Source organism: Brevundimonas sp. SS2672, from assembly GCF_059579685.1.
The window spans coordinates 402,578-425,998 of sequence record NZ_CM184201.1 but is presented as its reverse complement, the minus strand read 5'-3'; the positions used below and the strand labels follow the sequence as shown (position 1 = coordinate 425,998).

The window sequence follows — 23,421 nt, the reverse complement described above, 5'->3', positions numbered from 1 at the left end:
CGTGTGGATTGCCCGCATGATCGTCGTCGGTTCACGTCTGCTGCGTATCGTCCACCCCCGTGTCGTCCATGCGAGGAGCCGCCCCGCATGAGTTCGACCGCCGACGCCGCTGCTTCTGGGCCGCCGTCCGTCCCGCCGGAGCGTCCCTCGGCCCTGGCGCCGCTGCGACACCCGATCTTCCGGGCGGTGTGGATCACCAGCCTGGTCACCAATTTCGGCGGCCTGATCCAGTCGGTGGGCGCGGCGTGGATGATGACCTCCATCGCCTCGGCGCAGATGGTCGCCCTGGTGCAGGCGTCGATCACCCTGCCGATCATGTTGCTGTCGCTGGCGGCCGGAGCCCTGGCCGACACGGTGGACCGACGCAGGATCATGCTGGCGGCCCAGACCTTCATGCTGCTGGTCTCGGCGGGGCTGGCGGCCATGACCTGGATGGGCTGGATCACGCCGTGGGTGCTGCTGACCTTCACCTTCCTGATCGGCTGCGGCACGGCCTTCAACGGCCCGGCGTGGCAGGCGTCGGTCGGCGACATGGTCCCGCGTGAGGATCTGGCCGGAGCCGTGACCCTGAACTCCATGGGCTTCAACATGGCGCGCAGCGTCGGCCCCGCGCTGGGCGGCCTGATCGTGGCGGCGGCGGGCGCCGCGGCGGCCTTCGCCGTCAACGCCTTCAGCTATCTGGGCCTGCTGATCGTCCTGTTCCGCTGGAAGCCCGAGCGGCCCAAGCAGACCCTGCCGCGCGAGCGGCTGCTGGCGGCCATGGCCGGCGGGGTGCGCTACGCCTTCCTGTCGCCGCGTGTGACGGCGGTGCTGCTGCGCGCCCTGGTGTTCGGCGTCGGCGCCAGCGCGATCCAGGCCCTGATGCCCGTGGTCGCGCGCGAGAGCGGCGGCGGCCCGCTGGTCTTCGGCCTGCTGCTCGGGTCATTCGGCGTCGGCGCCGTGGGCGGCGCCCTGTTCGTGGGCCGACTTCGCGCGAAACATGAGACGGAGACCATCGTCCGCGTCGCCGCCCTGGCCTTTGCGGCGGCGGCCCTGGGCCTGGCCTATGCGCCCTGGCTGGTCGTGACGCTTCCGGCCCTGATGATCGCCGGAGCGGGCTGGGTGCTGGTGCTGTCCAGCTTCAACGTCACCGTGCAGATGTCGGTGCCCCGCTGGGTCGTGGCGCGAGCCTTGGCGCTGTATCAGATGGCGGCCTTCGGCGGCATGGCGGGCGGCAGCTGGCTGTGGGGCAGTCTGGCCCAGACCTATGGCGTCGAGACGGCGCTGGCCGTCTCGGCGGGCGTGCTGACGCTGTGCGTGCTGATCGGCCTCAGGGTCCCCCTGCCCTCGACCGCCAATCTGAACATGGACCTGCTGCGGCGCTGGACCGAGCCGCAGACCGCCCTGGCCATCGAGCCGCGCAGCGGGCCGGTGATCGTCTCCATCGCCTATCGCATCCGCGAGGAGGACATCGACGCCTTCCTGGCCCTGATGGACGAGCGGCGTCGCATCCGCCGCCGCGACGGCGCGCGTCAGTGGCGCCTGATGCGCGACCTGGCCGAACCCGAGATCTGGGTCGAGAAGTATCAGACGCCGACCTGGCTGGACTACATCCGCCACAACCAGCGCATCACCCACGCCGACGCCTCGATCAACGAGGGCATCCGCGCCCTGCACCAGGGGCCGGACAAGCCGGTCGTCCATCGCATGATCGAGCGCACCACCGCGCCCCTGGCCGCCAATCTGCATGGCGATCGCCACTACGGCGAGCCTCTGACCGACCCGACCCGATCCTCCTAGGCCAAGCTTGTCGCGCCTGACCGATATAGCGAGCAAATAATCAACCGTGATAGGCCGAACACAGGCAGTCCTTATCAACGTCGTCGATATTGCGGCGCACACAAACTCCGACTTGCGCGACCGGCGCAAAATCTGGTCTAGGAGGCCACGCGTCTGGTTCGCGTAAGGTCAAGTCCTATGAAGATCGCAATCCTCGGCGCCGGCGTCATCGGCGTGACCACCGCCCACTACCTGGCCCGTCAGGGGCACGAGGTCACCGTCATCGACCGCCAGAGCGGCCCGGCGCTGGAGACCAGCTTCGCCAATGCGGGCGAGATCTCGCCCGGCTACTCCTCGCCCTGGGCGGCGCCCGGCATCCCGGCCAAGGCGGTCAAGTGGCTGTTCATGCGCCACGCCCCGCTGATCCTGCATCCGCATCTGAACGTGGTGACCGTGCGCTGGCTGCTGGCCCTGCTGCGCAACTGCACCTCCAGCCGCTATGCGCTGAACAAGGCGCGGATGGTGCGTCTGGCCGAATACAGCCAGGTGGTGCAGACGGCGCTGAACGAGGAACTCGGCCTTCGGTACGACCACCGCACCCAGGGCACGCTGCAGCTGTTCCGCACCCAGAAACAGCTCGACGGCATCTACAAGGACACCGAGGTCCTGCGCGAAGGCGGCGTCCCGTTCGAGGTTCTGGACCAGGACGGCTGCATCCGCGCCGAGCCGGGCCTGAAGGCCACCCGCGACCTGTTCGTCGGCGGCCTGCGCCTGCCGCGCGACGAGACCGGCGACTGCTTCAAATTCACCAACGCCCTGGCCGACCACGCGGCGGCGACGCAGGGCGTGACCTTCCAGTACGGCACGACGATTCAGGCTCTGATCGCCGAGGGCGGCCGCATCACCGGGGTCAAGACCGACAAGGGCGTGGTGACGGCCGACGCCTATGTGCTGGCGCTGGGCTCCTACTCGCCGCAGATGGTCAAGCCGCTGGGCATGACCCTGCCGGTCTATCCGGTGAAGGGCTATTCGATCACCGCCCCGATCATCGACGAGCCCGCCGCCCCCGTCTCGACCATCATGGATGAGAGCTACAAGGTGGCGATCACCCGCCTGGGCGACCGCATCCGCGTCGGCGGCATGGCCGAGATCTCGGGCTACAACAACGTCCTGCCGGAACAGCGCCGCAACACGCTGGAGCATTCGGTCGGCTCGCTGTTCCCCGGCGCGGGCGATCTGAAGGCGGCCAGCTACTGGTCCGGCCTGCGTCCGATGACGCCGGACGGCACCCCGGTCATCGGCAAGACCAGGCTGGACAACCTGTTCCTGAACACCGGCCACGGCACGCTGGGCTGGACCATGGCCTGCGGCTCGGCCCGCGTCATCGCCGACCTGATCAGCGGCCGGACGCCGGACATCGAAACCGCCGACCTGGGCATCGCCAGATACGGCTAACGGCTTCCTTCTCCCACAAGGGGAGAAGGGCCTAGGCGCCCGTCTTCCCCGCGACGGCCTTGAGGCCCGCCAGCAGATGATCCGTCGCCGCGTTGCGCTCGCAGCCCGCGTTGAGGATCAGCCGCAGCGCCTGGACGTGCACCTGAACCGGCGGCCACTCCCAGGCGTCGGCCGCCGCCATGCGGTCCGCCATGTCGGCCAGGCTGTAGCCCGCGTCGAACAAGGACCCGGTCTCGAAGAACCCCGCCAGGTCCAGCACCCGCGTCGCCAAGCGATAGATCTCCCCCGCCGGCGCCTCCGGCTGCGCGACGCACAGCCCTTCCAGCCCCGCGACGGCGGCCTCGACCTCGACCATGACCTCGGCCTTGTGCCGGCCCAGGCGTTCGTTGGCGCGGCGCTCGACGTCGGCCAGGGTCCGGCCACCCGGCTGGGCCATCTGTTGCGCCAGGGAGGTCTGGATCCTGGTGGTCACGGCCTCGGTCACAGGGACACCCTTTGCGGCTTCAGCAGCATGTCGATATCGGCCTGGTCCATATTGGCCTCTACGGCGTGGCCGACATGGGCCGACAGATCGCCCTTGCGGCGCCCCGCCATGCCCACGGGCGGGCCGAAGTTGCGGACGCGACGATCGGGCCCGACGTAGGTTTCGCATTCCACGAACTCGCGCTCGTCGGCCCCCAACCACAGGATGCGCTTGAGCAGCACGGCGGGCGTCAGGGGCTTGGCGATGACGAAGCTGACGCCGCAGTCGCGGCCTTCCTGCACCTTGGACTGGGCGGCGTGGCCGGTCACCAGGATGACGGGGGTGTAGCGCAGGGGCGCGGGCGTCTCGCGTCGCAGCCAGCGGGTGAAGGCGTAGCCGTCCATCTCCGGGTCGCCGCAGTCGATGACGATCAGATCGACCGAGCGCTGCTGCACGACCTTCACCGCCTCGACGGCCGAGGGGCATTTGATCTGCTCCTTGACGCCGAAGCCCTGGAAGATCGAGCTCAGCATGTCGAGCGCCTGCGGCGTGTCGTCCACCAGCAGGACCGTCGACTGCTCCAGATTGATGCGGTCCTCGCTCATGGGCTCAGAAGAGTTGCAGCACGCCCGAGGCCGGGACGCGTTCGTCTTCGGCGCTCTCCTCGGCGGGGGCCGCTCCCGGCCGGGCGCGGTGGGTGGTCTCCTGCATCCGCTCGGCCATCTCGGCCAGGGGCAGCGCCGCCAGGGCGGTGTCCATCGGCTGGTCTTCGGCCACGGCCTGGGCCAGGCCGGCCAGGGCCTCGATCCGCTGAGAGAGCACGTCGAAGGTCTGGCTGCGCGTCAGATACCCCAGCCGGGCCTCGGCCGGCAGCTGGCGCAGGACCTCGGACACCAGACCGCCCGCCGCCTCGATCTCGACGCGGATGTCCGCCAGCTCCGCCGCCATGGCGGCCAACAGGTCGCGATTGTCTGTCTCCGCCATCAGAACAGCTCCAGATCTCCGGTTGCGACGGGCGGCGACGGGATCGCGGGCGGCAGGATCGCGCCGTCCGTCACCACGCGCTGACGCGCCCGACCGCTGACCGGCCAATAGTGTATGCGGCGCCCGCCCGCGCCTCTCAGACTGCGGCTGACGACGGGAATCCCTTCGTCGGCCAGGAATTTCTCGGCGAAGTCGGCGTTGGCGGCGCCCACGTCGCTGAGACTGTCGAACATGCGTCCGCCGCCGAACAGCTTGGCCTCCAGCCGCTCGCGGCGTCCGCCCGCCTTCAGCACGTCGTTGATCAGCACTTCCATCAGATAGGCGCCGTAGCGACGGCCGGCGTCCGTTCCGGAGCCCGAGCCTTCGGGCAGAAGGAAGTGGTTCATGCCCCCGACCCCCGCCGCCGGATCACGCAGGCACAAGGCCACGCAGCTGCCCAGGACGGTGGTCAGCACCACGTCGGGATCGGACGACACGAAGTGATCGCCCTGCCCTACGTGCACGCGCCGCTCGACCGGCTCCTGAGCGGCCGCGCCGATCACGTCAGCGGGCCGAACACCGCTTCCAGCTTCTCTTTCAGCTGGGCGGTGGTGAAGGGTTTGACCAGGTAGTTGTTCACGCCGAACTGCACGGCGCGCTGAACCAGCTCGCGATCGGCCCGACCGGTCAGCATGATGAAGGCCGTCTTGGACAGGGGCGGGTGCGCCCGGATGGCGCGCAGCAGGCTGAGGCCGTCCAGATTCGGCATGTTGAAGTCCGAGATCACCAGATGGACCGGTTGCGCCAGCAGGGACCGCAGGGCCGCCTCGCCGTCCGGCGCCTCCTCGATGTCGCGCATCCCGATCTGCTGCAGACTGGCGCGGACAAGAGAGCGCATCGTCAGCTGGTCGTCGACGACAAGGGTGCGAATGGCGGAAGCGGCGGGCATGAACGTCCTTACGCGACAGTCTGGGGCGCGGCCGAACGGGCGGCGCAGGATTCGAGAATGGCCGGGGCCATGCGGGACAGGGGCAGCTGGCGCTCGACGGCGCCCAGTTCGAAGGCCGCGCGCGGCATCCCATAGACGACGCAGGACGCCTCGTCCTGGCCCAGGGTGCGGGCGCCGGCCTGGCGCATGGCCAGCAGGCCCCGGGCCCCGTCCTTGCCCATGCCGGTCAGGATGACGCCCGTCATCGGGCGGCCCAGTTGGGCGACCGAGCCGAACAGCACGTCGACCGAGGGGCGATGGCCGTTGACCGGATCGGCGGCGACCAGGCGGCAACGCCCGCCCGACACGGCCAGATGGGCCTCGCCGCCCGGCGCGATGTAGACGTGGCCCGGCTTCAGCGGCGCGCCGTCCTCGGCCTCGCTGACCGTGGCGGCCGAGACCTTGTTCAGGCGAGCGGCGAAGCTCCTGGTGAAGCTGGCGGGCATGTGCTGGGTGACGACCGTCGCCGGACAGTCCGCCGGAAAGGCCGACAGGATGGTCAGCAGAGCCTCGACCCCGCCGGTGGACGAGCCGATCGCCAGCACATGGTCGGGGTCCGCGTGATAGGCGCCCTCGTGGCCCTTGACCGCGCGATCCTCCAGCGGACGAACGCGAGACCGCGCGGCGATCTTCACCTTCTCGGCCAGGTCACCGAAGGCCTCGGCGGCGGGCACGCCCGGCGCGGGCTTGGCCACGGCGTCGACGGCCCCGACCTCCAGCGCGGCCAGGGTCACGTCGGTCCCCGCCTGGGTCAGGGTCGAAACCATGACCACCGGCATGGGCCGCAGCCGCATGATCTTCTCCAGGAACTCCAGCCCGTTCATATTGGGCATCTCGACGTCCAGGGTGATGACGTCGGGGTTCAGCGCCTTGATCTTCGTGCGCGCCTCCAGCGGATCAGCGGCCGTGCCGACCACGTTGATCTCCGGATCGCGGCGCAGGACGGCGCTGATCAGGCTGCGCATGGTGGCGCTGTCGTCCACCACCAGGACCGTGACCGCGCTCATGCCCCCGCTCCCTTGACGTAGGTGGTCAGGCCGGCGGGCTGCAGCACATGGGCCGCCGGGCCCGTCACCCGCTCGGAATGGCCGATGTAGAGGACGCCGCCGGGGTTCAGGATCGGCGTGAACCGGCCCCAGACCCGCTCCTGGGTCGCGTCGTCGAAATAGATGACCACGTTGCGGCAGAAGATGACGTCGAAGCGGCCGCGCATCGGCCAGTCGCCGATCAGGTTCAGTTCCTTGAACGTCACCAGACGCCGCAGGGCTGCATCGGCGCTGAACCGGCCCGGCGCGCCCGCGACCGGCTCGAAACGCCTGCGCGACGCCGCCGGGACCGGGGCCAGCAGGTCGTCGGAATAGACGCCCGCTGCACCCTCGGCGACCATGTTGGGGTCGATGTCGGTGGCCAGGATGCGCACGTCCAGTTCGGCCGCTTCCGGCAGAACGTCCAGCACCGTCATCGCCATCGAATAGGGCTCCTGCCCGTTCGAACAGGCGGCGGACCACAGGCGCACCCGCCCGCCCGCGCGCGCCTTGGCGGCCAGTTCCGGCATCACCTTGTCGCGCAGGTGATCGAAGTGGTGCGGCTCGCGGTAGAAGCGGGTGACGTTGGTGGTCAGGGCCGCCATCATCGCCTGGCGCTCGTCCACGCCCTCCGCGCCGTCGATCAGGGCGCAGTAGTCACGGAAGCTGCGCAGCCCCAGCACGCGCAGCCGCTTGGCCAGACGCGAATAGACCAGCGCCGCCTTGCCCTCGCTGAGGGCGATCCCCGCGTGAGCGTGCAGGGTGTGGGCGATGTGGCGGAAATCCTCGGCCGTGAAGACGAACTCGCCTTCGACCAGGGCTTCCCGCCCGGCGACGGTCGTCATGCCGCTTCGGCCTCGCTTTCCGGCAGAACGTGGTCCAGGTCGATCAGGCTGATCATGCGGCCGCCCTCGACGGCGAAGATGCCCTTCACGAAGGACTTCACCTGGTCGCTGGCCACGTCGGGCGTCGGCTGGATGGCCGCGTCCGACAGTTGCACGATGTCCGACACCGCATCGACCAGCAGGCCGACCAGGCGCGAGCCGACATGGGCCACCATGATGACGTGACGCTCGGTCGGCTCGGTCGTGGCCAGGCCGAAACGCGCGCCCAGGTCGATGATCGGCAGCACCACGCCGCGCAGATTTATGACGCCCTTCATATAGGCGGGCGAGCGCGGCAGCGGCGTGGCCGGGGTCCAGCCGCGGATCTCGCGCACGCTCATGATGTCGACGCAGAATTCCTGTTCGCCGATGCGGAAGGCGATCAGTTCGCGGTCGGTCCCGGCGACATTGGGGGTCAGGGTCTGGTGTTCAGTCGGGGTCATGGTCTCAGCTCGCCATTTGCAGGTCGGAACGCGACGGGGTTCGGGAACGCTTGGCGGTCACTAGGGCGTCGATGTCGAGGATCAGGGCCACGCGGCCGTCGCCCAGGATGGTGGCGGCGGCCACGCCCTCGACGTGGCGATAGTGGGTTTCCAGGCTCTTGATGACGACCTGGCGCTGGCCGTGAATGGCGTCGACCAGCAGGGCCGCGCGCTGGCGGCTTTCGGTCTCGACGATCATCACCACCCCGCCCTTCAGCTCGGTCGGGGCGTCGCGGAAACCCATCACCAGACCGACGTCCACCAGCGGTACGAAGGCCTCACGGAAGCGCAGCACGGGATCGACGCCGCCGACGTAATGGATGTCGGCCGCGTTCGGGGTCAGGCTCTCGACGATGGCGGCCAGGGGCGCGACCAGGGTCTGCTCGGCGGCCCCGACCACCATGCCGTCCAGCACCGCCAGCGTCAGCGGCAGGCTGAGGGTGAAGGTCGAGCCCTTGCCGGGCACGGAGCTGATCGAGATGCGCCCGCCCAGCGACTGGATCGAGCGGCGCACCACGTCCATGCCGACGCCTCGGCCCGACAGGTCGGACACCTCGGCCGCGGTCGAGAAGCCCGGCAGGAAGATCAGGTTGTCGATCTCGTCGTCCGACAGCACCGCGTCCTCGGCGATCAGGCCGCGCTCGACGGCGATGCCCTTCACGCGCGGTCGGTTGATGCCCTTGCCGTCGTCGGCGATCTCGATGACGATCCGGCCCGAGCGGTGCAGGGCCGCCAGGCGCACCGTGCCCTCGGCCGGCTTGCCCGCCGCCAGACGGTCCTCGGGGCTTTCCAGCCCGTGGTCGATGGCGTTGCGCAGCATGTGGGTGATCGGCTCGGCCAGGCGCTCGACCACGGTCTTGTCGACCTCGGTGTCCTCGCCGGAGGCGACCAGCTTGACCTTCTTGCCCGTAGCCTCGGCGGCCTCGCGCACCAGGCGCGGCATCCGCTGGAACACCGACTTCACCGGCTGGGCGCGGATGGCCATGACGCTGTCCTGGATCTCGCGCGTCAGCAGTTCGAGGTCTTCCAGACCCAGGCCGATGTCGGACGAACGGGCCAGGCCGCTTTCGGTCACGCGCTGGGCCAGCATGGCCTGCTGGATGACCAGTTCGCCGACCGCATTGATCAGGCGGTCCACCCGCTCCAGATCGACGCGGATGGTCACCGGCGCCGCAGCGGCGGGGGCGGCCGCCTGCGCGGGACCCGGTGCGGCCGGCGGGGGCGCTGGCTTGACCGGCGGCGGCGCGACCGGCGCGGCAGGCGGAGGGGTCACGGGCGCGACGGCGACAGGCGCGGGCGCCTCCGTCGGCGCGGCGCCGACCGAGGCCAGCAGGGCGGCGATGTCCAGTTCCGACGATGCCGCGCGGGCCAGGGCCGAGGCGTCGTCGCCGAGGTCAGGGGCGGCCTCGACCGAAGCCGCATCGCCCAGCGGCGTGATGCTCAGATCGCAGTCCATCTCCACGAAGTCGAAGACCTCGCGCACCTCGTCCTCGCTGGCGTCGCCCTCCAGTTCGATGGTCCAGATCAGGTGGCTGTCGGTCGGCTCCAGCGCGTCCAGCAACGGCACGCCGCTGTCGTCCATCTGCACCCGCATCGGGCCCAGTCGGCCCAGTTCGCGCAGCAGAAGCCCGGTCTCATTGGCGCTGGCGTAGAGGCGCGGATGGGGACGGAAGACGATCTTCCAGCCGCCTGCAGCGGCAAGGGCCGACAGGTCAGGCAAGGGCGCCAAAGCCGCCAGATCCGGCAACGGCGGCAGGTCGGGCAGACCCGCCGGGGCGTCGAACGCCCCAAGGTCCATGGCGACGGGCGTGAAGCCGAAGTCGTCCTCTGCCGGCTCGGCCGTCGCGATCGGCGCGGCCCCGCCATAGGTCAGGGTCTCCAGCTCGGCGACCAGACCGGCCGAACGCGCCGGATCGACGGCGGCGCCCGCGCCGCGCGCGGCGGCGACGTGATCGGCCAGCACGTCCGAGGCGCGCAGCAGCGTCTTCACCGTCAGCTCGTCGCACGGCTTCCGGCCCGAGCGCAGCTCGTCCATCAGCGTCTCGAAGACGTGGGCGAAGCGCACCAGGTCCTCCAGCCCGAAAGCCCCCGCCCCGCCCTTCACCGAATGGACGGCGCGGAACACGGCGTTGATGACCTCGATGTCCGTCGAGCCGGACTCCAGCGTCAGCAGATTGCCTTCCAGATCGGCGAGCAGCTCCTCGCATTCCTGGAAGAAGGTCGCCTTGATCGCCTCGAACGGATCGTCGCTCATCGCCCCGTCTCTCTCTCGCCTAGGCCGCCACGCGGCGCACGGCGTCGACCAGGCGCACGGGGTCGAACGGCTTGACGATCCAGCCGGTGGCCCCGGCCTCACGCGCGCGCTGCTTCTTGGCGGCGTCGCTCTCGGTCGTCAGGACCAGCACGGGAACGGCGCTGAACGCCGGGTCCGCCCTCATCCCCTCGATGAAGCCGAAGCCGTCCATGCGCGGCATGTTGATGTCGGTGATGACGATGTCCGGGCTTTCGGCCTGAAGCACCTCCAGGCCGTGGACGCCGTCCTCGGCCTGAACCACGCGATAGCCCGCGTCCTTGAGCGCCAGCATCAGCATGTCGCGCATGGTGCGCGAGTCGTCGACGGTCAGAACGGTCTTGGTCATTGAATTTCGTCCTGTGCGGAAAGATCGGAAGGCGAAGCGCCGAAGGCGCTCCATTGGGTCGTCAGCGCCTCGGACGCATTGATGAAGGTCAAGGCCTGGCCGTCGGCGCGCCAGGTGCGGATCGCCGACAACAGCAGTTGAAGGCACAGCCCGCCCAGCCGCTCGACGGCCGAACCGTCCAGCGTCAGGGCCTGACCGCGCGCCGCCATCAGCTCGCCCTTCAGCGGCTCGGCCGCGCGCAGGTCCAGAACCGGGGCCAGAACGACCACAGCCGTCATCAGAACTCCTCCCAGCCGTCTTCCATGACTTCAGACTTCAGGGCGGCGCCGCCGCGTCCCATCGTCTTCAAGGCGGCTACCGTTTCGGCCACCGGCTGCGGCGTGCGGGCCGGCGCAGCGTCCGCAGCGACCGGCGCCGGCTGGGCCCTGAACGCCGGCTGGGCTTGAGACGCGGGCGCTGAAACACGCGCCGGAGTCGCGCCCACACTCGCATCCTGGGCCACCTTGAAGCGGGCCACCGAGGCGGCCAGGACGTCGGCTTCCTGGGCCAGCGAATGGCTGGCGGCGGTCGATTCCTCGACCATCGCAGCATTCTGTTGCGTGACCTGATCCATCTGGTTCACGGCCATGTTGACCTGTTGCAGGCCGGTCGCCTGCTCCTGGGCCGAGGCCGAGATTTCCGACATCAGCCCGTCGATCTCGGCCACCCCGGCGACGATGCGGCCCAGGGCCTCGCCCGTCTGGCCGACCAGGCTGACGCCCTGCTCCACCTGACGCCCCGAGGCGGTGATCAGGGTCTTGATCTCCTTGGCGGCCTCGGCCGAGCGCTGGGCCAGGGCTCGCACTTCGGAGGCGACCACGGCGAAGCCGCGACCGGCGTCGCCCGCCCGCGCCGCCTCGACGCCCGCATTCAGCGCCAGCAGATTGGTCTGGAAGGCGATCTCGTCGATCACGCCGATGATGGCGCCGATCTGGTTGGACGACTGTTCGATGGCGGTCATGGCGGCGACGGCGTCGCTGACCACGGCGCCCGAGGCCTCGGCCTCGTTGCGAGCGGTCTGCACGACGTGCGACGCCTGACGCGCGCCGTCGGCCGTCTTGTTCACCGTGGCGGTGATCTCATCCAGGGCGGCGGCGGTCTCTTCGAGGCTGGCGGCCTGTTGCTCGGTGCGGCGGGACAGATCGTCGGAGGCCTGGCTGATCTCGCCAGAGCCCGACCGGATCGCGGCGACATTGGAAATCACGGCCGCCACCGCCTGCTCCAGCTGCGAGATGGCGGCGTTGAAGTCGGCCTTCAGCTGCTCGGCCTTGGGCGCGACGGCCGCCGTCATCCGATGGGTCAGGTCGCCGTTCGCCATGGCGCCCAGCCCCTGGGCCAGGGCCGTGATGGCGACGCGGTCTTCCTCGGCCGCCTGAGCCTTCTCGGCCTCGACCCGGACGCGCTCGTCCTCGGCCGCCTGGCGCTGGGCGGCGGCCTCGGCCTCCAGACGATCCTTGGCGATCGCGGCGTCCTTGAAGGTCTGGACGGCGGCGGCCATCTGGCCGACCTCGTCCTTGCGGCCGGCGGCCGGCACGGCCACCGAGGTGTCGCCCGACGCCAGACGACGCATGGCCGACGTCATCGCCGTCAACGGCCTGGCCAGGACATTGGTCAGCATCACGGCCATGCCGCCGGCCAGGGCCAGGGCCAGGACCAGGCCGCCGATCAGGATCATCCGCGCCGTCTTGGCCGTCGAAACCTGGACTTCGCCGTAAACGCGGCTTTCCTGCGCCTTCTTGTCCACCAGGGCGTTCAGGGTGGTCTCGACCGGGTCGATGAACTTGTCCGCTTCGCCGTTGCGGCCGACCATGGCGATGGCCTGCATCCAGCCGGCCTGATCCGTGACCAGGGCCTGGCCCCGCTGAACCACCTGCTTGTGCCATTCGTCGGCGGCGGCTCGCGCGGTCCGCACCTGGGGCGCGCTGGTCCTGTCGAGCTGGGTCACGCGATCCAGGCTCTTGTTGAAGCTCTGGCGATGCTCTTCCAGTCGCTGGAGATAATAGGCGTCACGCGACACGAGGAAGCCGCGATAGCTCGCCTCCTGGCGCGCCAGATAGAATTGCGCGGTCTCGGCCTCGCGCTGCACGGCGGAGGCGCGAACCCGGTCCAGGCGGGCGCCTTCCAGAGCATTGATCTGGAGGAAGACCATCGCGCCCATGGCGACGATGGCCAGAATGACGACCGCAAAGGCCGCCATCAGTTTCTTTTCGATCTTCAGGTCGCTCAACATGGCGTCCATCTAACTCTTCCCCCGTGAAGATTCTCTTGAGAGCCGAACCGGCTTTCGATCAGAAGTTGAAGCTCAGCGCGCCGACCAGGCGCCCGTCGTAGTTGTCGCCGAGATCGTGGCTGTCCGTGTCGTACCAGCGGACGTCCGCGGCCCACCGCTCGGTCAGGTTGTATTTCACGCCCAGATTCCAGGCGTTGTAGTCGGCCCCGCCGTCCGCCGAGCGCACCCCGAAGGCCGCCGAGGCCCTGGCCCGCGCCCCCAGCGCCGTCGCAGCCTGGGCCTCGATCCACCAGGCTTCCCTGGTCGCGGCGAAACCGTCCGGCGTATAGTTGACCCGCAACCGTCCCGAGACGCGCCCGAACTTGCGCGACGCGTCAGCCTGATATTCCCAATAGTTGGCGTCGACGCCCGATCGCGTGCCGGGCAGGTCGCGGTTCATCACCGAGAGATCAAAGGCCACCCCCGCCGCCCTGGGCCGCCAGCCCAGGGCCGTGATGATCTCGGCGTCCGATCCCTGGGACAGCTTGGCCGTCGAGGCGAAGACGCTGCCGTAGAAGGCGCCGTAGGACGCCTCCAGATTGGCGTTCAGGCTCGGGTCGCCGGCGCTCTTGCCCAGTCCCTTGCCGACATATTCGCTGGCGACGCCGACTTGGGCGTCGAGGGATTGAGCCTGCGCAGGCGTCGCCAGGACGATCGGCAGCGCCGCCGACAGGGCGATGAGAAGCCCGCCGGACAGCGGGGGATGAAACGCGCGGCCGCCATTCTGGCGCCGGGCGAGGAATTCGAAGGGCATTCAGACCTCTTTGAGACTGAGGCCTTTCTGAGCGGGACAACGGTAGCAATCGTAAACTCGACCGTACGTAGAAACCCGCAATTGCGCGCCTTTCTCATGCACAGCTTTTGCCGCACACAACCTTCAGCATAACTATTAACGATTAAGTAACCACGAACTCAGATTGCGTATATATCGACGTTATCGCAGAAATATTCATTTCTGACGCCCTCGAACAAATACAGTCGGCAATTGCGCGTCGAGCGAGACCTATCTAATAAGTCATCCTCGCCCGCCTCATGACGATGACGACACAGAAGGGCCCGGCTCCTGAATTATTGGAGACGAGGACTAGCTCGATTTACTCAGTATTGGACCGCCGCCTGCCTGACGTCATGCCCGCCCGGCCCCCTTTGGCGACGGCGATCGCCTTGTCGTGCGTCCTGGCCGCCGCCGCAGCCCTGACAGGGGCGCTCGCCGCGCCGTCGTCGGCGCGCGGCCTCGTCCCCCTCGCCCTGCTCCTGTCGCTGGCGGCTTCGGCGGCCCTGGTCCTGGTCTGGCGTCAGGCCTCCAGCCTCAGCGGCGCCCTGGCGGCGCGCGACGCCCTGCTGAACGTGGCCTTCCTGTCGACGGCGGCCCTGATGCTGACGCGTGACGGCAGGATCTCGCGCCTCAACGAGGCCGCCTGCGCCATGTTCAGAGTCAGAAAGGATGACGCCCTCGGGCGCCCTTTCGCCGATCTGGCGCCGGGGTTCGACATGGCCCTTCTGGCCGCTTCCGGATCATCGAACGGCCTGCTGGAGAACGACTCCGGCTCCTGGACCGGTCGACGATCGGACGGATCGGCCTTTCCGGTCGGCGTCCAGTTCGCCCTGACGCCCGGCGGTTCGGACCAGGACTATGTCGCCCTGAGTCTGGCCGACCTGACGCTGCGCCACGCCGCCGAAGCCCAGGCCCGCGAACTGCACGCCCAGTTGAACACCGTCTGGCGTCTGAACTCCCTCGGCGAGATGGCCGCCACCCTGGCCCATGAGCTGAACCAGCCGCTGAGCGCGGCCGGCGGCTATCTGCACGCCAGCCGGGCGGACATGGAGAAGGCCGGCTCCCTGGGCGACAGCGCCTGCCGCACCCTGGACCTGGCCCAGGCCCAGCTCCTGCGCGCGGGTCAGATCATCCGCCGCATCCGCGCCTTCCTGACCCAGGAGACCGGCGCCCTGGCGCAGGAACGCGCCTCGGTCATGGTCGAGAACATGAAGCAGATCCTGACCCGCATCGGCCAGGACAGGGGCGTCTCCATCCACATCGACATGGCCGGGTTCTCCGATCGGGTGCAAGCCGACCGCATCCAGTTCCAGCAGGCCGTGGTCAATCTGGTCCGCAACGGCGTCGAGGCGGCGGCGGGCCGCGACGGCGCCGAGGTGCGTATCCTGGGCCGCGCCGAGGTCGACGGCTACCGCATCAGCATCGAGGACAACGGCCCCGGCGTCGCCGACGATCAGCGCGACCGCCTGTTCCAGCCCATGACCAGCACCAAGCCCGGCGGCATGGGACTGGGCCTGTCCGTCACCCGCACCATCGTCGAACGGCACGGCGGCGCCCTGGATCTGCACCGCAGCTCGGCCCTGGGCGGGGCGGCCTTCTTCTTCACCCTGCCCTTGGATCAGGAGGCCGAGGCCGCATGAGCGATCACTCCGTCTTCATCATCGACGACGATCCGGCCGTCCGGGACGCCCTCCTGCGGGTGTTGCGAGGTCGCGGGGTGCGCGCGCGCGGCTTCGCCAGCGGGACCGAATTCTTCGCCGCCCTGCCTGAAGACGCTTCGGCCTGCGTCATCACCGACGTGCGGATGCCGGGCATGGGCGGCGCGGAGATCGTGCGCCGCCTGGCCGACCTGCGCGAGACCTGGCCCGTGATCGTCATCACCGGCCACGCCGACGTCTCCATGGCGGTTGAGATGATGAAGGCCGGCATCGTCGACTTCATCGAAAAGCCGTTCGACCCCGCCCGACTGGTCGAGGTGGTGAAGGGCTGCCTGGCCCAGCTCGGCGATCTGGACGCCCGTCAGCAGGCCCGCCAGCAGACCCGCCAACGCCTGGCCCGCCTGACCCCGCGCGAGCGCCAGGTGTTCGACGCCCTGGTGGCCGGCGCCTCCAACAAGGAGATGGCCCTGAACCTGAAGATCAGCCCGCGCACGGTCGAGGTCTTCCGCGCCAAGGTCATGACCAAGATGGAGGCCGACAGCCTGTCGGCCCTGGTGCGCATGGGCCTGATGCTGACCTAAAGGTTTCCACCGCCTTGCAGCCGCGCCCGCTCCGGCGCGTTATGTCGGCTCCCCCTGTTCCGGTCTTGCGTCCAAGGAGCCGCCCCATGTCCGATCCCGCCCGCCTGCTGCGCCGTCAGGCCTATGTCGAGGGCCGCTGGATCGACGCCGACGGCGGCGGAACCATCGAGGTGACCAATCCCGCCACGGGCGAGGTGCTGGCCACGGTCCCCGACATGGGCGCTGTCGAAACCCGCCGCGCCGTCGCCGCCGCCGAGGCCGCGATGAAGCCCTGGGCCGCGAAGACGGCGGGCGAGCGCGCCCGTATCCTGCGCCGCTGGTTCGATCTGATGATGAGCGAGCAGGACGCCCTGGGCCGCCTGCTGACCCGCGAACAGGGCAAGAGCCTGACCGAGGCCAAGGGCGAGATCGCCTACGCCGCCAGCTTCATCGAATGGTTCGCCGAGGAGGGCAAACGCACCTATGGCGAGGTCATCCCCAGCCATGACGCCTCCAAACGGCTGGCGACGCTGCGCCAGCCGGTCGGGGTGGTGGGGGCCATCACGCCGTGGAACTTCCCCGCCGCCATGATCACCCGCAAGGTCGGCCCGGCCCTGGCCGCCGGCTGCGCCGTCGTGCTGAAGCCCGCCAGCCAGACGCCCCTCTCGGCGCTGGCGTTGGCCGTTCTGGCGGAAGAGGCGGGCCTGCCGCCCGGCCTGTTCAACGTGGTCACCGGCTCGGCCTCGGCCATCGGCGGCGAGCTGACGTCCAATGAGACGGTGCGCAAGATCAGCTTCACCGGCTCGACCGAGATCGGCCGCCTGCTGATGCAGCAGTCGTCGCAGACCATCAAGAAGATGAGTCTGGAGCTGGGCGGCAACGCCCCCTTCCTCGTCTTCGACGACGCCGACGTCGACGCCGCCGTGGCGGGCGCCGTCGCCTCCAAATACCGCAATGCGGGCCAGACCTGCGTCTGCACCAACCGCTTCTATGTGCAGGCCGCCGTCCACGATGAATTCGTCGCCAAGCTGACCAAGGCCACGCAGGCGTTGAAGGTCGGAAACGGCCTGGACGAAGGCGTTCAGATCGGTCCCCTGATCGACGACAAGGCGGCGAAGAAGGTCGAGGAGCACGTCGCTGACGCCCTCGCCAAGGGCGCGACCCTGCTGACCGGCGGCGAACGTCATAAACTGGGCCGCACCTTCTTCCAGCCGACAGTGCTGTCAGGCGTGACCCAGGACATGCAGATGTGCCGCGAGGAGACCTTCGGCCCCGTCTCCGGCGTCGTCCGCTTCGAGACGGAAGAGGAAGGCATCGCCCTGGCCAACGACACCATTTTCGGGCTGGCGGGCTATTTCTACGCCCGCGACCTGAGCCGCGTCTGGCGCGTGGCCGAGGCGCTGGAGACCGGCATGATCGGCATCAACACCGGCCTGATCTCCACCGAAGTCGCGCCCTTCGGCGGGATCAAGCAGTCGGGCCTCGGCCGCGAAGGCTCCAGCCACGGCATCGAGGAGTATCTGGAGATCAAATACCTCTGCATGGGCCTGTAGCACCCTCTCCCGATGGGAGAGGGCTTGAGCCTCCAAGAGCGAAGCGATTGGCGAAGGCGAAAGGGTGAGGGTTCGCGGTGGAAGTCGGCCGAAGGCCGTGGCGCATCCTTTCAACCTCTCTGGCTTGGTGAACTAAGAGGCAATCTGCTGTTGCGCGACGGCTCGCGCCGGCTGACGTCTTAGCCCCTCACCCTTTCGCACCAGAACGATCGCTGCGCTCTCGTGCGCTCAAGCCCTCTCCCGCCGGGAGAGGGAAACATGATTATTCGACCAAGGTCGCTCTCCGCAAATCCTCGTTCCTGCTGTCACTCTCCCTTCCGACGCTCGGCGCAAAGCACGCCGGGCGCGAGGGAAACGCGCCGCGCATTGCGGCCGCACAGGAAGGGACTGCCCATGACCGACCGCACCATGGGTGCGGCGGACGACGGCGAGCACACGGTCGACAAGAACGACCGGCTGGTGATTCTCGCCTCCTCCGTCGGCACCGTCATCGAATGGTACGACTTCTATCTTTACGGCTCGCTGGCCGCGATCATCTCCGCTCAGTTCTTCTCGGGCGTGAACGAGACCACCGGCTTCATCTTCGCCCTGATGGCCTTCGCCGCCGGTTTCGCGGTGCGCCCGTTCGGGGCCATCGTCTTCGGCCGCATGGGCGACCTGTGGGGACGCAAGAACACCTTCCTGGTGACCATGCTGCTGATGGGCATCTCGACCTTCGTGGTCGGCCTGCTGCCGCCCTACGCCGCCATCGGCATCGCCGCCCCGATCATCCTGGTGCTGATGCGCCTGATCCAGGGCCTGGCGCTGGGCGGTGAATACGGCGGCGCCGCCACCTACGTCGCCGAGCACGCCCCCGACGGCAAGCGCGGCTTCTACACCTCCTTCATCCAGATCACCGCCACCGTGGGCCTGCTGCTCAGCCTGGCGGTGATCCTGGGCGTCCGCTTCAGCATCGGCGAAGAGGCCTTCGTCGCCTGGGGCTGGCGCATCCCCTTCCTGGTCTCGATCCTGCTGCTGGGCGTGTCCCTGTGGATCCGCCTGAAGCTGTCGGAAAGCCCGGCGTTCAAGCGCATGAAGGCCGAGGGCAAGGGTTCGACCACCCCGCTGAAGGACAGCTTCATGAAGTGGCCGAACCTGAAGCTGGTGCTGATCGCCCTGTTCGGCCTGGCGGCCGGTCAGGCCGTGGTCTGGTACACGGGTCAGTTCTACGCCTTGTTCTTCCTGGAGAAGACGCTGAGGGTCGATCCGACCCTGGCCAACATCCTGATAGCGGCGGCCCTGGCGCTGGCGACGCCCTTCTTCGTCTTCTTCGGCTGGCTGTCGGACAAGGTGGGACGCAAGCCGATCATCCTGCTGGGCTGTCTGCTGGCCGCCCTGACCTACTTCCCGCTGTTCGGGGCCCTGACGGAGGCGGCCAATCCGCGCCTGGCCGCTGCGGCGGAGTCGTCCCCGGTGACCGTCATCGCCGACCCGGCCGACTGCCACTTCCAGTTCGACCCCGTCGGCAAGACCGTCTTCAACAGCTCGTGCGACGTCGCCAAGACCCATCTGGCCAAGGCGGGCGTCACCTACGTCAATGAGGCCGCTCCCGCCGGAGCCGTGGCCCAGGTGCGCATCGGCGACCAAGTGGTCGACAGCTTCAACGGCAAGACCATGCCCAAGGCCGAGTTCGACGCGCAGAAGAAGACCTGGGACGCCGGTCTGACCGCCGCCCTGACCCAGGCCGGCTATCCGGCCAAGGCCGACAGCGAACTGGTCAACAAGCCGCTGGTGATCGGCATCCTGTTCCTGCTGGTGCTGTATGTGACCATGGTCTACGGCCCGATCGCCGCCGCCCTGGTGGAGATGTTCCCGACCAAGGTGCGCTACACCTCCATGTCGCTGCCCTATCACATCGGCAACGGCTGGTTCGGCGGCTTCCTGCCGACCACGGCCTTCGCCATGGTCGCGGCCACGGGCAATATCTACTACGGCCTGTGGTACCCCATCGCCATCGCCGTGCTGACCCTGATCGTCGGCGTCCTCTTCGTGAAGGAAGGCAAGGACGTGAACATCCACGACTAGGCGCGACGGCTTCCTTCTCCCCTTTTGGGAGAAGGTGGCTCGCGGAGCGAGACGGATGAGGGGTGTCTACGCTTCGGCGTCCGGTTCGGCGCAGTTCTGTCTTCGATGCGTTTCAGAGGCCGCGCCGCCACCCCTCATCCGAGCGCCTCCGGCGCCCACCTTCTCCCACAAGGGGAGAAGGATCACGGGGGCGCTAGCATTTCGCCAACCTGCGGGCGGTCCGGCTTCGGCCTGGCCGCCCTCTTTTCACTTGCCCGCGCGATCGCGCCCGGCCCAGATGACCTCCATGTTCAGCCTCGCCACCCTGGCCCTGACCGCCTTCTACATGGCCGCCCTGTTCGGCGTCGCCTGGTGGTACGAGCGGCCGCAGATCAAGGCGCGGCGCGGAATGCTGGGGCCGTCGCTCTATGCGCTGTCGCTGGCCATCTACTGCACGTCGTGGACCTATTACGGCGCCGTCGGCACGGCGGCGCGCGACGGGTGGGAATATCTGCCCATCTACGCCGGGCCGATCCTGGGGCTGACCCTGCTGCTGCCGCTGTGGCGGCGCATCGCCTCGGCCGCCCGGCGCGAGAACGTCGGCTCGATGGCCGACTTCATCTCGTCCCGCTACGGCAAGAGCCCGGCGCTGGGCGCGGCGGTGGCCGGCGTCGCCATCCTGGGCTCGGTCCCCTACATCGCGCTGCAGCTCAAGTCGCTGTCGATGGCGGGCGAGATGATCACGGTCGGCACCCCCGTCGCCGGGTCCGAGAGCCTGACCGTCCTGGTCATGGCGGCGGTGCTGGCGGGGTTCGCCATCCTGTTCGGCGCACGGAGGCCAGACCTGACCGAGCACAACCGCGGCCTGATCCAGGCCATCGGCATCGAGTCCATCGTCAAGCTGGCCGCCCTGCTGGCCGTCGCCGTTTTCGCCGTCTTCCTGCTGGCCGCCTCGCCGTCGCGACAGGCCGTGGCCGACAGTCTGGGGCAGTTGGGAAGATGGCCGCACATCGACGCCCGCTTCATGGCCATCACCCTGGTGGCGACCCTGGCCATCTTCTGCCTGCCGCGTCAGTTCCACGTCGCCTTCGTCGAGGGCGGCGACCCGGCCCAGGTGCGCCGCGCGCGCTGGATCTTCCCGCTTTATCTGATCCTGACCACGCTGGCCGTCCTGCCGCTGGTGGCGGCGGGCGGGCTGTTCACGCCCCAGACCAATCCCGACCTGCTGGTGCTGGCCCTGCCCCTGGGCGAGCGACAGAGCCTGCTGACCGCCGTGGTCTTCGTCGGCGGCTTCTCGGCCGCCACCGCCATGGTCATCGTCGAGGCCGTGGCCCTGTCGGCCATGGTGTCCAACAACCTGGTCCTGCCGTTGATGGGCGCCGGACGGCGGCGCGGCGCGGCCCCGCCGGACATGGCGCGGACCCTGCTGAACATCCGCCGTCTGGCCATCGTCGCCCTGCTGCTGCTGGCCTGGCTCTATTATCTGGCGATGGACCGCTCCAGCGGCCTGGCGGCGATCGGCCTGGTGTCCTTCGCCGCCCTAGCCCAGTTGGCGCCGTCGCTGTTCGGAGCGGTGCTGTGGCGCGGCGGGCGGGCCAGCGGCGCCCTGGCCGGGCTGGCGGCGGGGATGGCGGTCTGGGCCGTCATGCTGGCCGCGCCGCAGCTGGCGCCCGGCTTCGGCCTGAACGTCCCCGCCATGCTGGGGCTGGAAGACCCGTTCGCGGCGGGCGTCTTCCTGAGCCTGGCGCTGAACCTGGGCGTCTTCGTCCTGGTGTCGCGGGCGCGGCCGCCCCGCCTGATCGACCGGGTCCAGGCCCGCGCCTTCGTCGACCGGCTCGGCCCAGACTGGATGGAGGGGCGCGGCGGCTCGGCCGGGGCCTCGGTCGGCGACCTGCGCGCCCTGGTCGCCCGCTTCATCGGCGACGAGCGGGCCGAGCGCGCCTTCGCCGCCTGGGCGCGCGAAACGGATATCAGGCTGAAGGACGCCGACCCCGCCGACGCGACGCTGGCCCGCGCCGCCGAGCGGATGCTGGCGGGGGCCGTCGGCGCCGCCGCCGCCCGCCGGGTTCTGGCCGCCGCCCTCGCCGCCGGAGGCCGCGCGCCCGAGGACGTGGTGCGGATGCTCGACGAGGCGTCGCAGGCGGTCCAGTTCAACCGCGACCTGCTGCAGACCACGCTGGACAACATCGACCAGGGCGTCAGCGTGGTGGACGAGGACCTGCGCCTGACCGCCTGGAATCGTCGCTATGTCGAGATGTTCGACCTGCCCGCCGGCTTCGTCCACGTCGGCCTGCCCGTCGCCGCCGTCTATCGCCTGAACGCCGAACGCGGCGAGGCAGGCGTGCCGGATCACGAGATCGACGCCTGGGTCGAGCGGCGGCTGGAGGCCCTGGCCCGCCGCATCCCCCACGACCATGAGCGCGAACAGCCCGACGGCCGCATCCTGCGCTCGTCCGGGGCGCCCATCCCCGGCGGCGGCTACGCCACCAGCTACACCGACATCACCGCCCTGCGCCGTGCCGCGCGCGAGTTGGAGGAGGCCAACGAACGGCTGGAGGCCCGCGTCGCCGACCGCACCGAACGGCTAGAGGAGGCCCGCCGCACGGCCGAGGACGCCACCGCCTCCAAGACCCGCTTCCTGGCCGCCGCCAGTCATGATCTGCTGCAACCGCTGCACGCCGCCCGCCTGTTCATCGCCGCCCTGAGGGAGGACGCCGATCTGGCCGGATCGCCCGCGCGCGGCCTGGCGACCAACGCCGACCGCGCCATCGACAGCGCCCACCGTTTGCTGACCGCCCTGCTGAACCTGTCCAAGCTGGAGGCGGGCGGGGTCCAGCCCGCCGTGGCGCCGCTGTCCCTGGGCGGTCTGTTCGACGAACTGGCGCGCGAGTTCACGCCCCTGGCCCGCGCCAAGGGCCTGACCCTGACGGCGGCGCCGTCCAGCCTGTGGATCGCCTCGGACCGCGACCTGCTGCGCTCCATGCTGCAGAACCTGATCGCCAACGCCATCCGCTACACCGACCGAGGCCGTGTGCTGATCGGCGCCCGGCGCGACGGCGAGCGGGTGCAGATCCTGGTCAGCGACACGGGGCGCGGCATCGCAGAGGCCGACCGCCAGGCCGTCTTCGGCGAGTTCGTCCGCCTGCCCGGCGCCCCGGTGGACGAGCCGGGCGCGGGCCTGGGTCTGGCCATCGTCCAGAAGCTGTCGGACCTGCTGGGCCACCCGCTGTCGCTGGCCTCGCACGTCGGGCGCGGCACGACCTTCCGCGTCGCCGTTCCCCGCGCCGCCGCCCGGCCTGAGCCCGAGATCGTCGTCGATGATCGTCGCCTGCCGCTGGCGGGCCTGCGGGTGCTGTGCGTGGACAACGAACCCGCCATCCTCGACGCCCTGACGGCCCTGCTCGACCGCTGGGGCGCGCAGGCCGTGACCGCCCGTTCAGTCGCCGAAGCGCGCACGGCCGTCGGCCCGTTCGACGCGGCCCTGGTCGACCTTCACCTGGGCGACGACGAGCCGGACGGACTGACCGCCGTGGATGAGCTGCGCGCGCAGGGGGTCAGGCGCATCGCCCTGGTCACCGCCGACACCCGCGACGGGTTGAAGGAGAAGGCGGCGACGGCCGGCGCCGTGCTGCTGCCGAAGCCGGTCAAACCGGCGGCGCTGAAGGCGTTTCTGAGAAGCTGATCAACGGATAACCGGGTTCCCCTCTCCCGGCGGGAGAGGGCTTGAGCGCACGAGAGCGCAGCGATCGTTCTTGCGCGAAAGGGTGAGGGGCTTGTCCTGTCCGTCGGCGTAAGCCGTCACGCGACGGCCTTCGGCCGACTTAAGCCGCGAACCCTCACCCTTTCGCCTGTCCCAATCGCTTCGCT

The 23,421-nt window shown here is 69.5% G+C and carries 20 protein-coding genes; 7 read left to right on the top strand and 13 right to left on the bottom strand.

Annotated features, from left to right (window positions below):
- The first annotated feature begins 87 nt into the window (after positions 1 to 87).
- The gene (locus AC52GN_RS02075) at positions 88 to 1,779 is read left to right on the top strand and encodes an MFS transporter (protein WP_496528020.1); all 1,692 of its coding nucleotides are present in this window, start codon (positions 88 to 90) and stop codon (positions 1,777 to 1,779) included.
- 153 nt (positions 1,780 to 1,932) lie between these two features.
- The gene (locus AC52GN_RS02070; protein ID WP_496528835.1) at positions 1,933 to 3,213 is read left to right on the top strand and encodes a D-amino acid dehydrogenase; all 1,281 of its coding nucleotides are present in this window, start codon (positions 1,933 to 1,935) and stop codon (positions 3,211 to 3,213) included.
- A 31-nt stretch (positions 3,214 to 3,244) separates the two neighbouring features.
- Here the strand turns inward: AC52GN_RS02070 and AC52GN_RS02065 are convergent, their stop codons facing one another.
- From AC52GN_RS02065 to AC52GN_RS02005, 13 genes are read right to left on the bottom strand one after another with little or no spacing between them, the layout of a single operon-like run.
- Positions 3,245 to 3,685, bottom strand: a complete 441-nt coding sequence (locus AC52GN_RS02065; RefSeq protein WP_496528019.1) for a chemotaxis protein CheE — start codon at positions 3,683 to 3,685, stop codon at positions 3,245 to 3,247.
- An 8-nt stretch (positions 3,686 to 3,693) separates the two neighbouring features.
- A complete protein-coding gene (locus tag AC52GN_RS02060; RefSeq protein ID WP_312219826.1) occupies positions 3,694 to 4,281 on the bottom strand; it encodes a response regulator in 588 nt (195 codons plus the stop codon).
- A 4-nt stretch (positions 4,282 to 4,285) separates the two neighbouring features.
- Positions 4,286 to 4,660 carry a DUF8776 family protein gene (locus AC52GN_RS02055; protein WP_496528018.1) on the bottom strand — a complete coding sequence of 125 codons (375 nt, stop codon included), beginning with the start codon at positions 4,658 to 4,660 and terminating at the stop codon, positions 4,286 to 4,288.
- On the bottom strand, positions 4,660 to 5,202 hold the full coding sequence (locus AC52GN_RS02050) for a chemotaxis protein CheD (protein ID WP_346484806.1): 543 nt from the start codon (positions 5,200 to 5,202) through the stop codon (positions 4,660 to 4,662). Before AC52GN_RS02050 ends, AC52GN_RS02055 begins: the two co-directional genes overlap by 1 nt.
- Positions 5,199 to 5,588, bottom strand: coding sequence for a response regulator (locus AC52GN_RS02045; RefSeq protein ID WP_291779547.1), 390 nt, complete (start codon positions 5,586 to 5,588; stop codon positions 5,199 to 5,201). The genes AC52GN_RS02050 and AC52GN_RS02045 overlap by 4 nt, the downstream gene beginning before the upstream one ends.
- Before the next feature lie 8 nt (positions 5,589 to 5,596).
- Entirely contained in the window at positions 5,597 to 6,634 is a 1,038-nt protein-coding gene (locus AC52GN_RS02040) for a protein-glutamate methylesterase/protein-glutamine glutaminase (RefSeq protein WP_343828564.1), read from the bottom strand.
- Positions 6,631 to 7,497: a CheR family methyltransferase gene (locus AC52GN_RS02035; protein WP_496528017.1), complete on the bottom strand. Its 867-nt coding sequence runs from the start codon at positions 7,495 to 7,497 to the stop codon at positions 6,631 to 6,633. Before AC52GN_RS02035 ends, AC52GN_RS02040 begins: the two co-directional genes overlap by 4 nt.
- The gene (locus AC52GN_RS02030) at positions 7,494 to 7,979 is read right to left on the bottom strand and encodes a chemotaxis protein CheW (RefSeq protein WP_291779539.1); all 486 of its coding nucleotides are present in this window, start codon (positions 7,977 to 7,979) and stop codon (positions 7,494 to 7,496) included. Before AC52GN_RS02030 ends, AC52GN_RS02035 begins: the two co-directional genes overlap by 4 nt.
- A gap of 4 nt (positions 7,980 to 7,983) precedes the next feature.
- A complete protein-coding gene (locus AC52GN_RS02025) occupies positions 7,984 to 10,272 on the bottom strand; it encodes a chemotaxis protein CheA (protein ID WP_496528016.1) in 2,289 nt (762 codons plus the stop codon).
- Between the two features lie 19 nt (positions 10,273 to 10,291).
- On the bottom strand, positions 10,292 to 10,657 hold the full coding sequence (locus AC52GN_RS02020) for a response regulator (protein ID WP_003169188.1): 366 nt from the start codon (positions 10,655 to 10,657) through the stop codon (positions 10,292 to 10,294).
- Complete coding sequence (locus tag AC52GN_RS02015) at positions 10,654 to 10,935, bottom strand: STAS domain-containing protein (RefSeq protein WP_291779526.1); 282 nt, start codon at positions 10,933 to 10,935, stop codon at positions 10,654 to 10,656. Before AC52GN_RS02015 ends, AC52GN_RS02020 begins: the two co-directional genes overlap by 4 nt.
- Positions 10,935 to 12,935 carry a methyl-accepting chemotaxis protein gene (locus AC52GN_RS02010; protein WP_496528015.1) on the bottom strand — a complete coding sequence of 667 codons (2,001 nt, stop codon included), beginning with the start codon at positions 12,933 to 12,935 and terminating at the stop codon, positions 10,935 to 10,937. Before AC52GN_RS02010 ends, AC52GN_RS02015 begins: the two co-directional genes overlap by 1 nt.
- 49 nt (positions 12,936 to 12,984) lie before the next feature.
- Positions 12,985 to 13,719, bottom strand: a complete 735-nt coding sequence (locus AC52GN_RS02005; RefSeq protein ID WP_496528014.1) for a TorF family putative porin — start codon at positions 13,717 to 13,719, stop codon at positions 12,985 to 12,987.
- 374 nt (positions 13,720 to 14,093) lie between these two features.
- Between AC52GN_RS02005 and AC52GN_RS02000 the strand changes: the two genes are divergently transcribed.
- From AC52GN_RS02000 to AC52GN_RS01980, 5 genes are all read left to right on the top strand, one after another.
- Positions 14,094 to 15,380, top strand: coding sequence for a two-component system sensor histidine kinase NtrB (locus AC52GN_RS02000; protein ID WP_496528013.1), 1,287 nt, complete (start codon positions 14,094 to 14,096; stop codon positions 15,378 to 15,380).
- Entirely contained in the window at positions 15,377 to 15,979 is a 603-nt protein-coding gene (locus AC52GN_RS01995; protein WP_291779514.1) for a response regulator transcription factor, read from the top strand. Before AC52GN_RS02000 ends, AC52GN_RS01995 begins: the two co-directional genes overlap by 4 nt.
- Positions 15,980 to 16,065: 86 nt before the next feature.
- Positions 16,066 to 17,511 carry an NAD-dependent succinate-semialdehyde dehydrogenase gene (locus AC52GN_RS01990; RefSeq protein WP_496528012.1) on the top strand — a complete coding sequence of 482 codons (1,446 nt, stop codon included), beginning with the start codon at positions 16,066 to 16,068 and terminating at the stop codon, positions 17,509 to 17,511.
- Positions 17,512 to 17,904: 393 nt separating this feature from the next.
- A complete protein-coding gene (locus AC52GN_RS01985; RefSeq protein WP_496528011.1) occupies positions 17,905 to 19,575 on the top strand; it encodes an MFS transporter in 1,671 nt (556 codons plus the stop codon).
- A 286-nt stretch (positions 19,576 to 19,861) separates the two neighbouring features.
- A complete protein-coding gene (locus AC52GN_RS01980) occupies positions 19,862 to 23,236 on the top strand; it encodes a hybrid sensor histidine kinase/response regulator (protein ID WP_496528010.1) in 3,375 nt (1,124 codons plus the stop codon).
- Positions 23,237 to 23,421 lie beyond the last annotated feature (185 nt).

Excerpts from the sequence above, each read along its gene's own strand:
- AC52GN_RS02075 (WP_496528020.1), top strand. The coding sequence starts at position 88 with ATGAGTTCGACCGCCGACGCCGCTGCTTCTGGGCCGCCGTCCGTCCCG.
- AC52GN_RS02060 (WP_312219826.1), bottom strand. The coding sequence starts at position 4,281 with ATGAGCGAGGACCGCATCAATCTGGAGCAGTCGACGGTCCTGCTGGTG.
- AC52GN_RS02055 (WP_496528018.1), bottom strand. The coding sequence starts at position 4,660 with ATGGCGGAGACAGACAATCGCGACCTGTTGGCCGCCATGGCGGCGGAG.
- AC52GN_RS02045 (WP_291779547.1), bottom strand. The coding sequence starts at position 5,588 with ATGCCCGCCGCTTCCGCCATTCGCACCCTTGTCGTCGACGACCAGCTG.
- AC52GN_RS02040 (WP_343828564.1), bottom strand. The coding sequence starts at position 6,634 with ATGAGCGCGGTCACGGTCCTGGTGGTGGACGACAGCGCCACCATGCGC.
- AC52GN_RS02035 (WP_496528017.1), bottom strand. The coding sequence starts at position 7,497 with ATGACGACCGTCGCCGGGCGGGAAGCCCTGGTCGAAGGCGAGTTCGTC.
- AC52GN_RS02030 (WP_291779539.1), bottom strand. The coding sequence starts at position 7,979 with ATGACCCCGACTGAACACCAGACCCTGACCCCCAATGTCGCCGGGACC.
- AC52GN_RS02025 (WP_496528016.1), bottom strand. The coding sequence starts at position 10,272 with ATGAGCGACGATCCGTTCGAGGCGATCAAGGCGACCTTCTTCCAGGAA.
- AC52GN_RS02020 (WP_003169188.1), bottom strand. The coding sequence starts at position 10,657 with ATGACCAAGACCGTTCTGACCGTCGACGACTCGCGCACCATGCGCGAC.
- AC52GN_RS02015 (WP_291779526.1), bottom strand. The coding sequence starts at position 10,935 with ATGACGGCTGTGGTCGTTCTGGCCCCGGTTCTGGACCTGCGCGCGGCC.
- AC52GN_RS02010 (WP_496528015.1), bottom strand. The coding sequence starts at position 12,935 with ATGGACGCCATGTTGAGCGACCTGAAGATCGAAAAGAAACTGATGGCG.
- AC52GN_RS02005 (WP_496528014.1), bottom strand. The coding sequence starts at position 13,719 with ATGCCCTTCGAATTCCTCGCCCGGCGCCAGAATGGCGGCCGCGCGTTT.
- AC52GN_RS02000 (WP_496528013.1), top strand. The coding sequence starts at position 14,094 with ATGCCCGCCCGGCCCCCTTTGGCGACGGCGATCGCCTTGTCGTGCGTC.
- AC52GN_RS01995 (WP_291779514.1), top strand. The coding sequence starts at position 15,377 with ATGAGCGATCACTCCGTCTTCATCATCGACGACGATCCGGCCGTCCGG.
- AC52GN_RS01990 (WP_496528012.1), top strand. The coding sequence starts at position 16,066 with ATGTCCGATCCCGCCCGCCTGCTGCGCCGTCAGGCCTATGTCGAGGGC.
- AC52GN_RS01985 (WP_496528011.1), top strand. The coding sequence starts at position 17,905 with ATGACCGACCGCACCATGGGTGCGGCGGACGACGGCGAGCACACGGTC.
- AC52GN_RS01980 (WP_496528010.1), top strand. The coding sequence starts at position 19,862 with ATGTTCAGCCTCGCCACCCTGGCCCTGACCGCCTTCTACATGGCCGCC.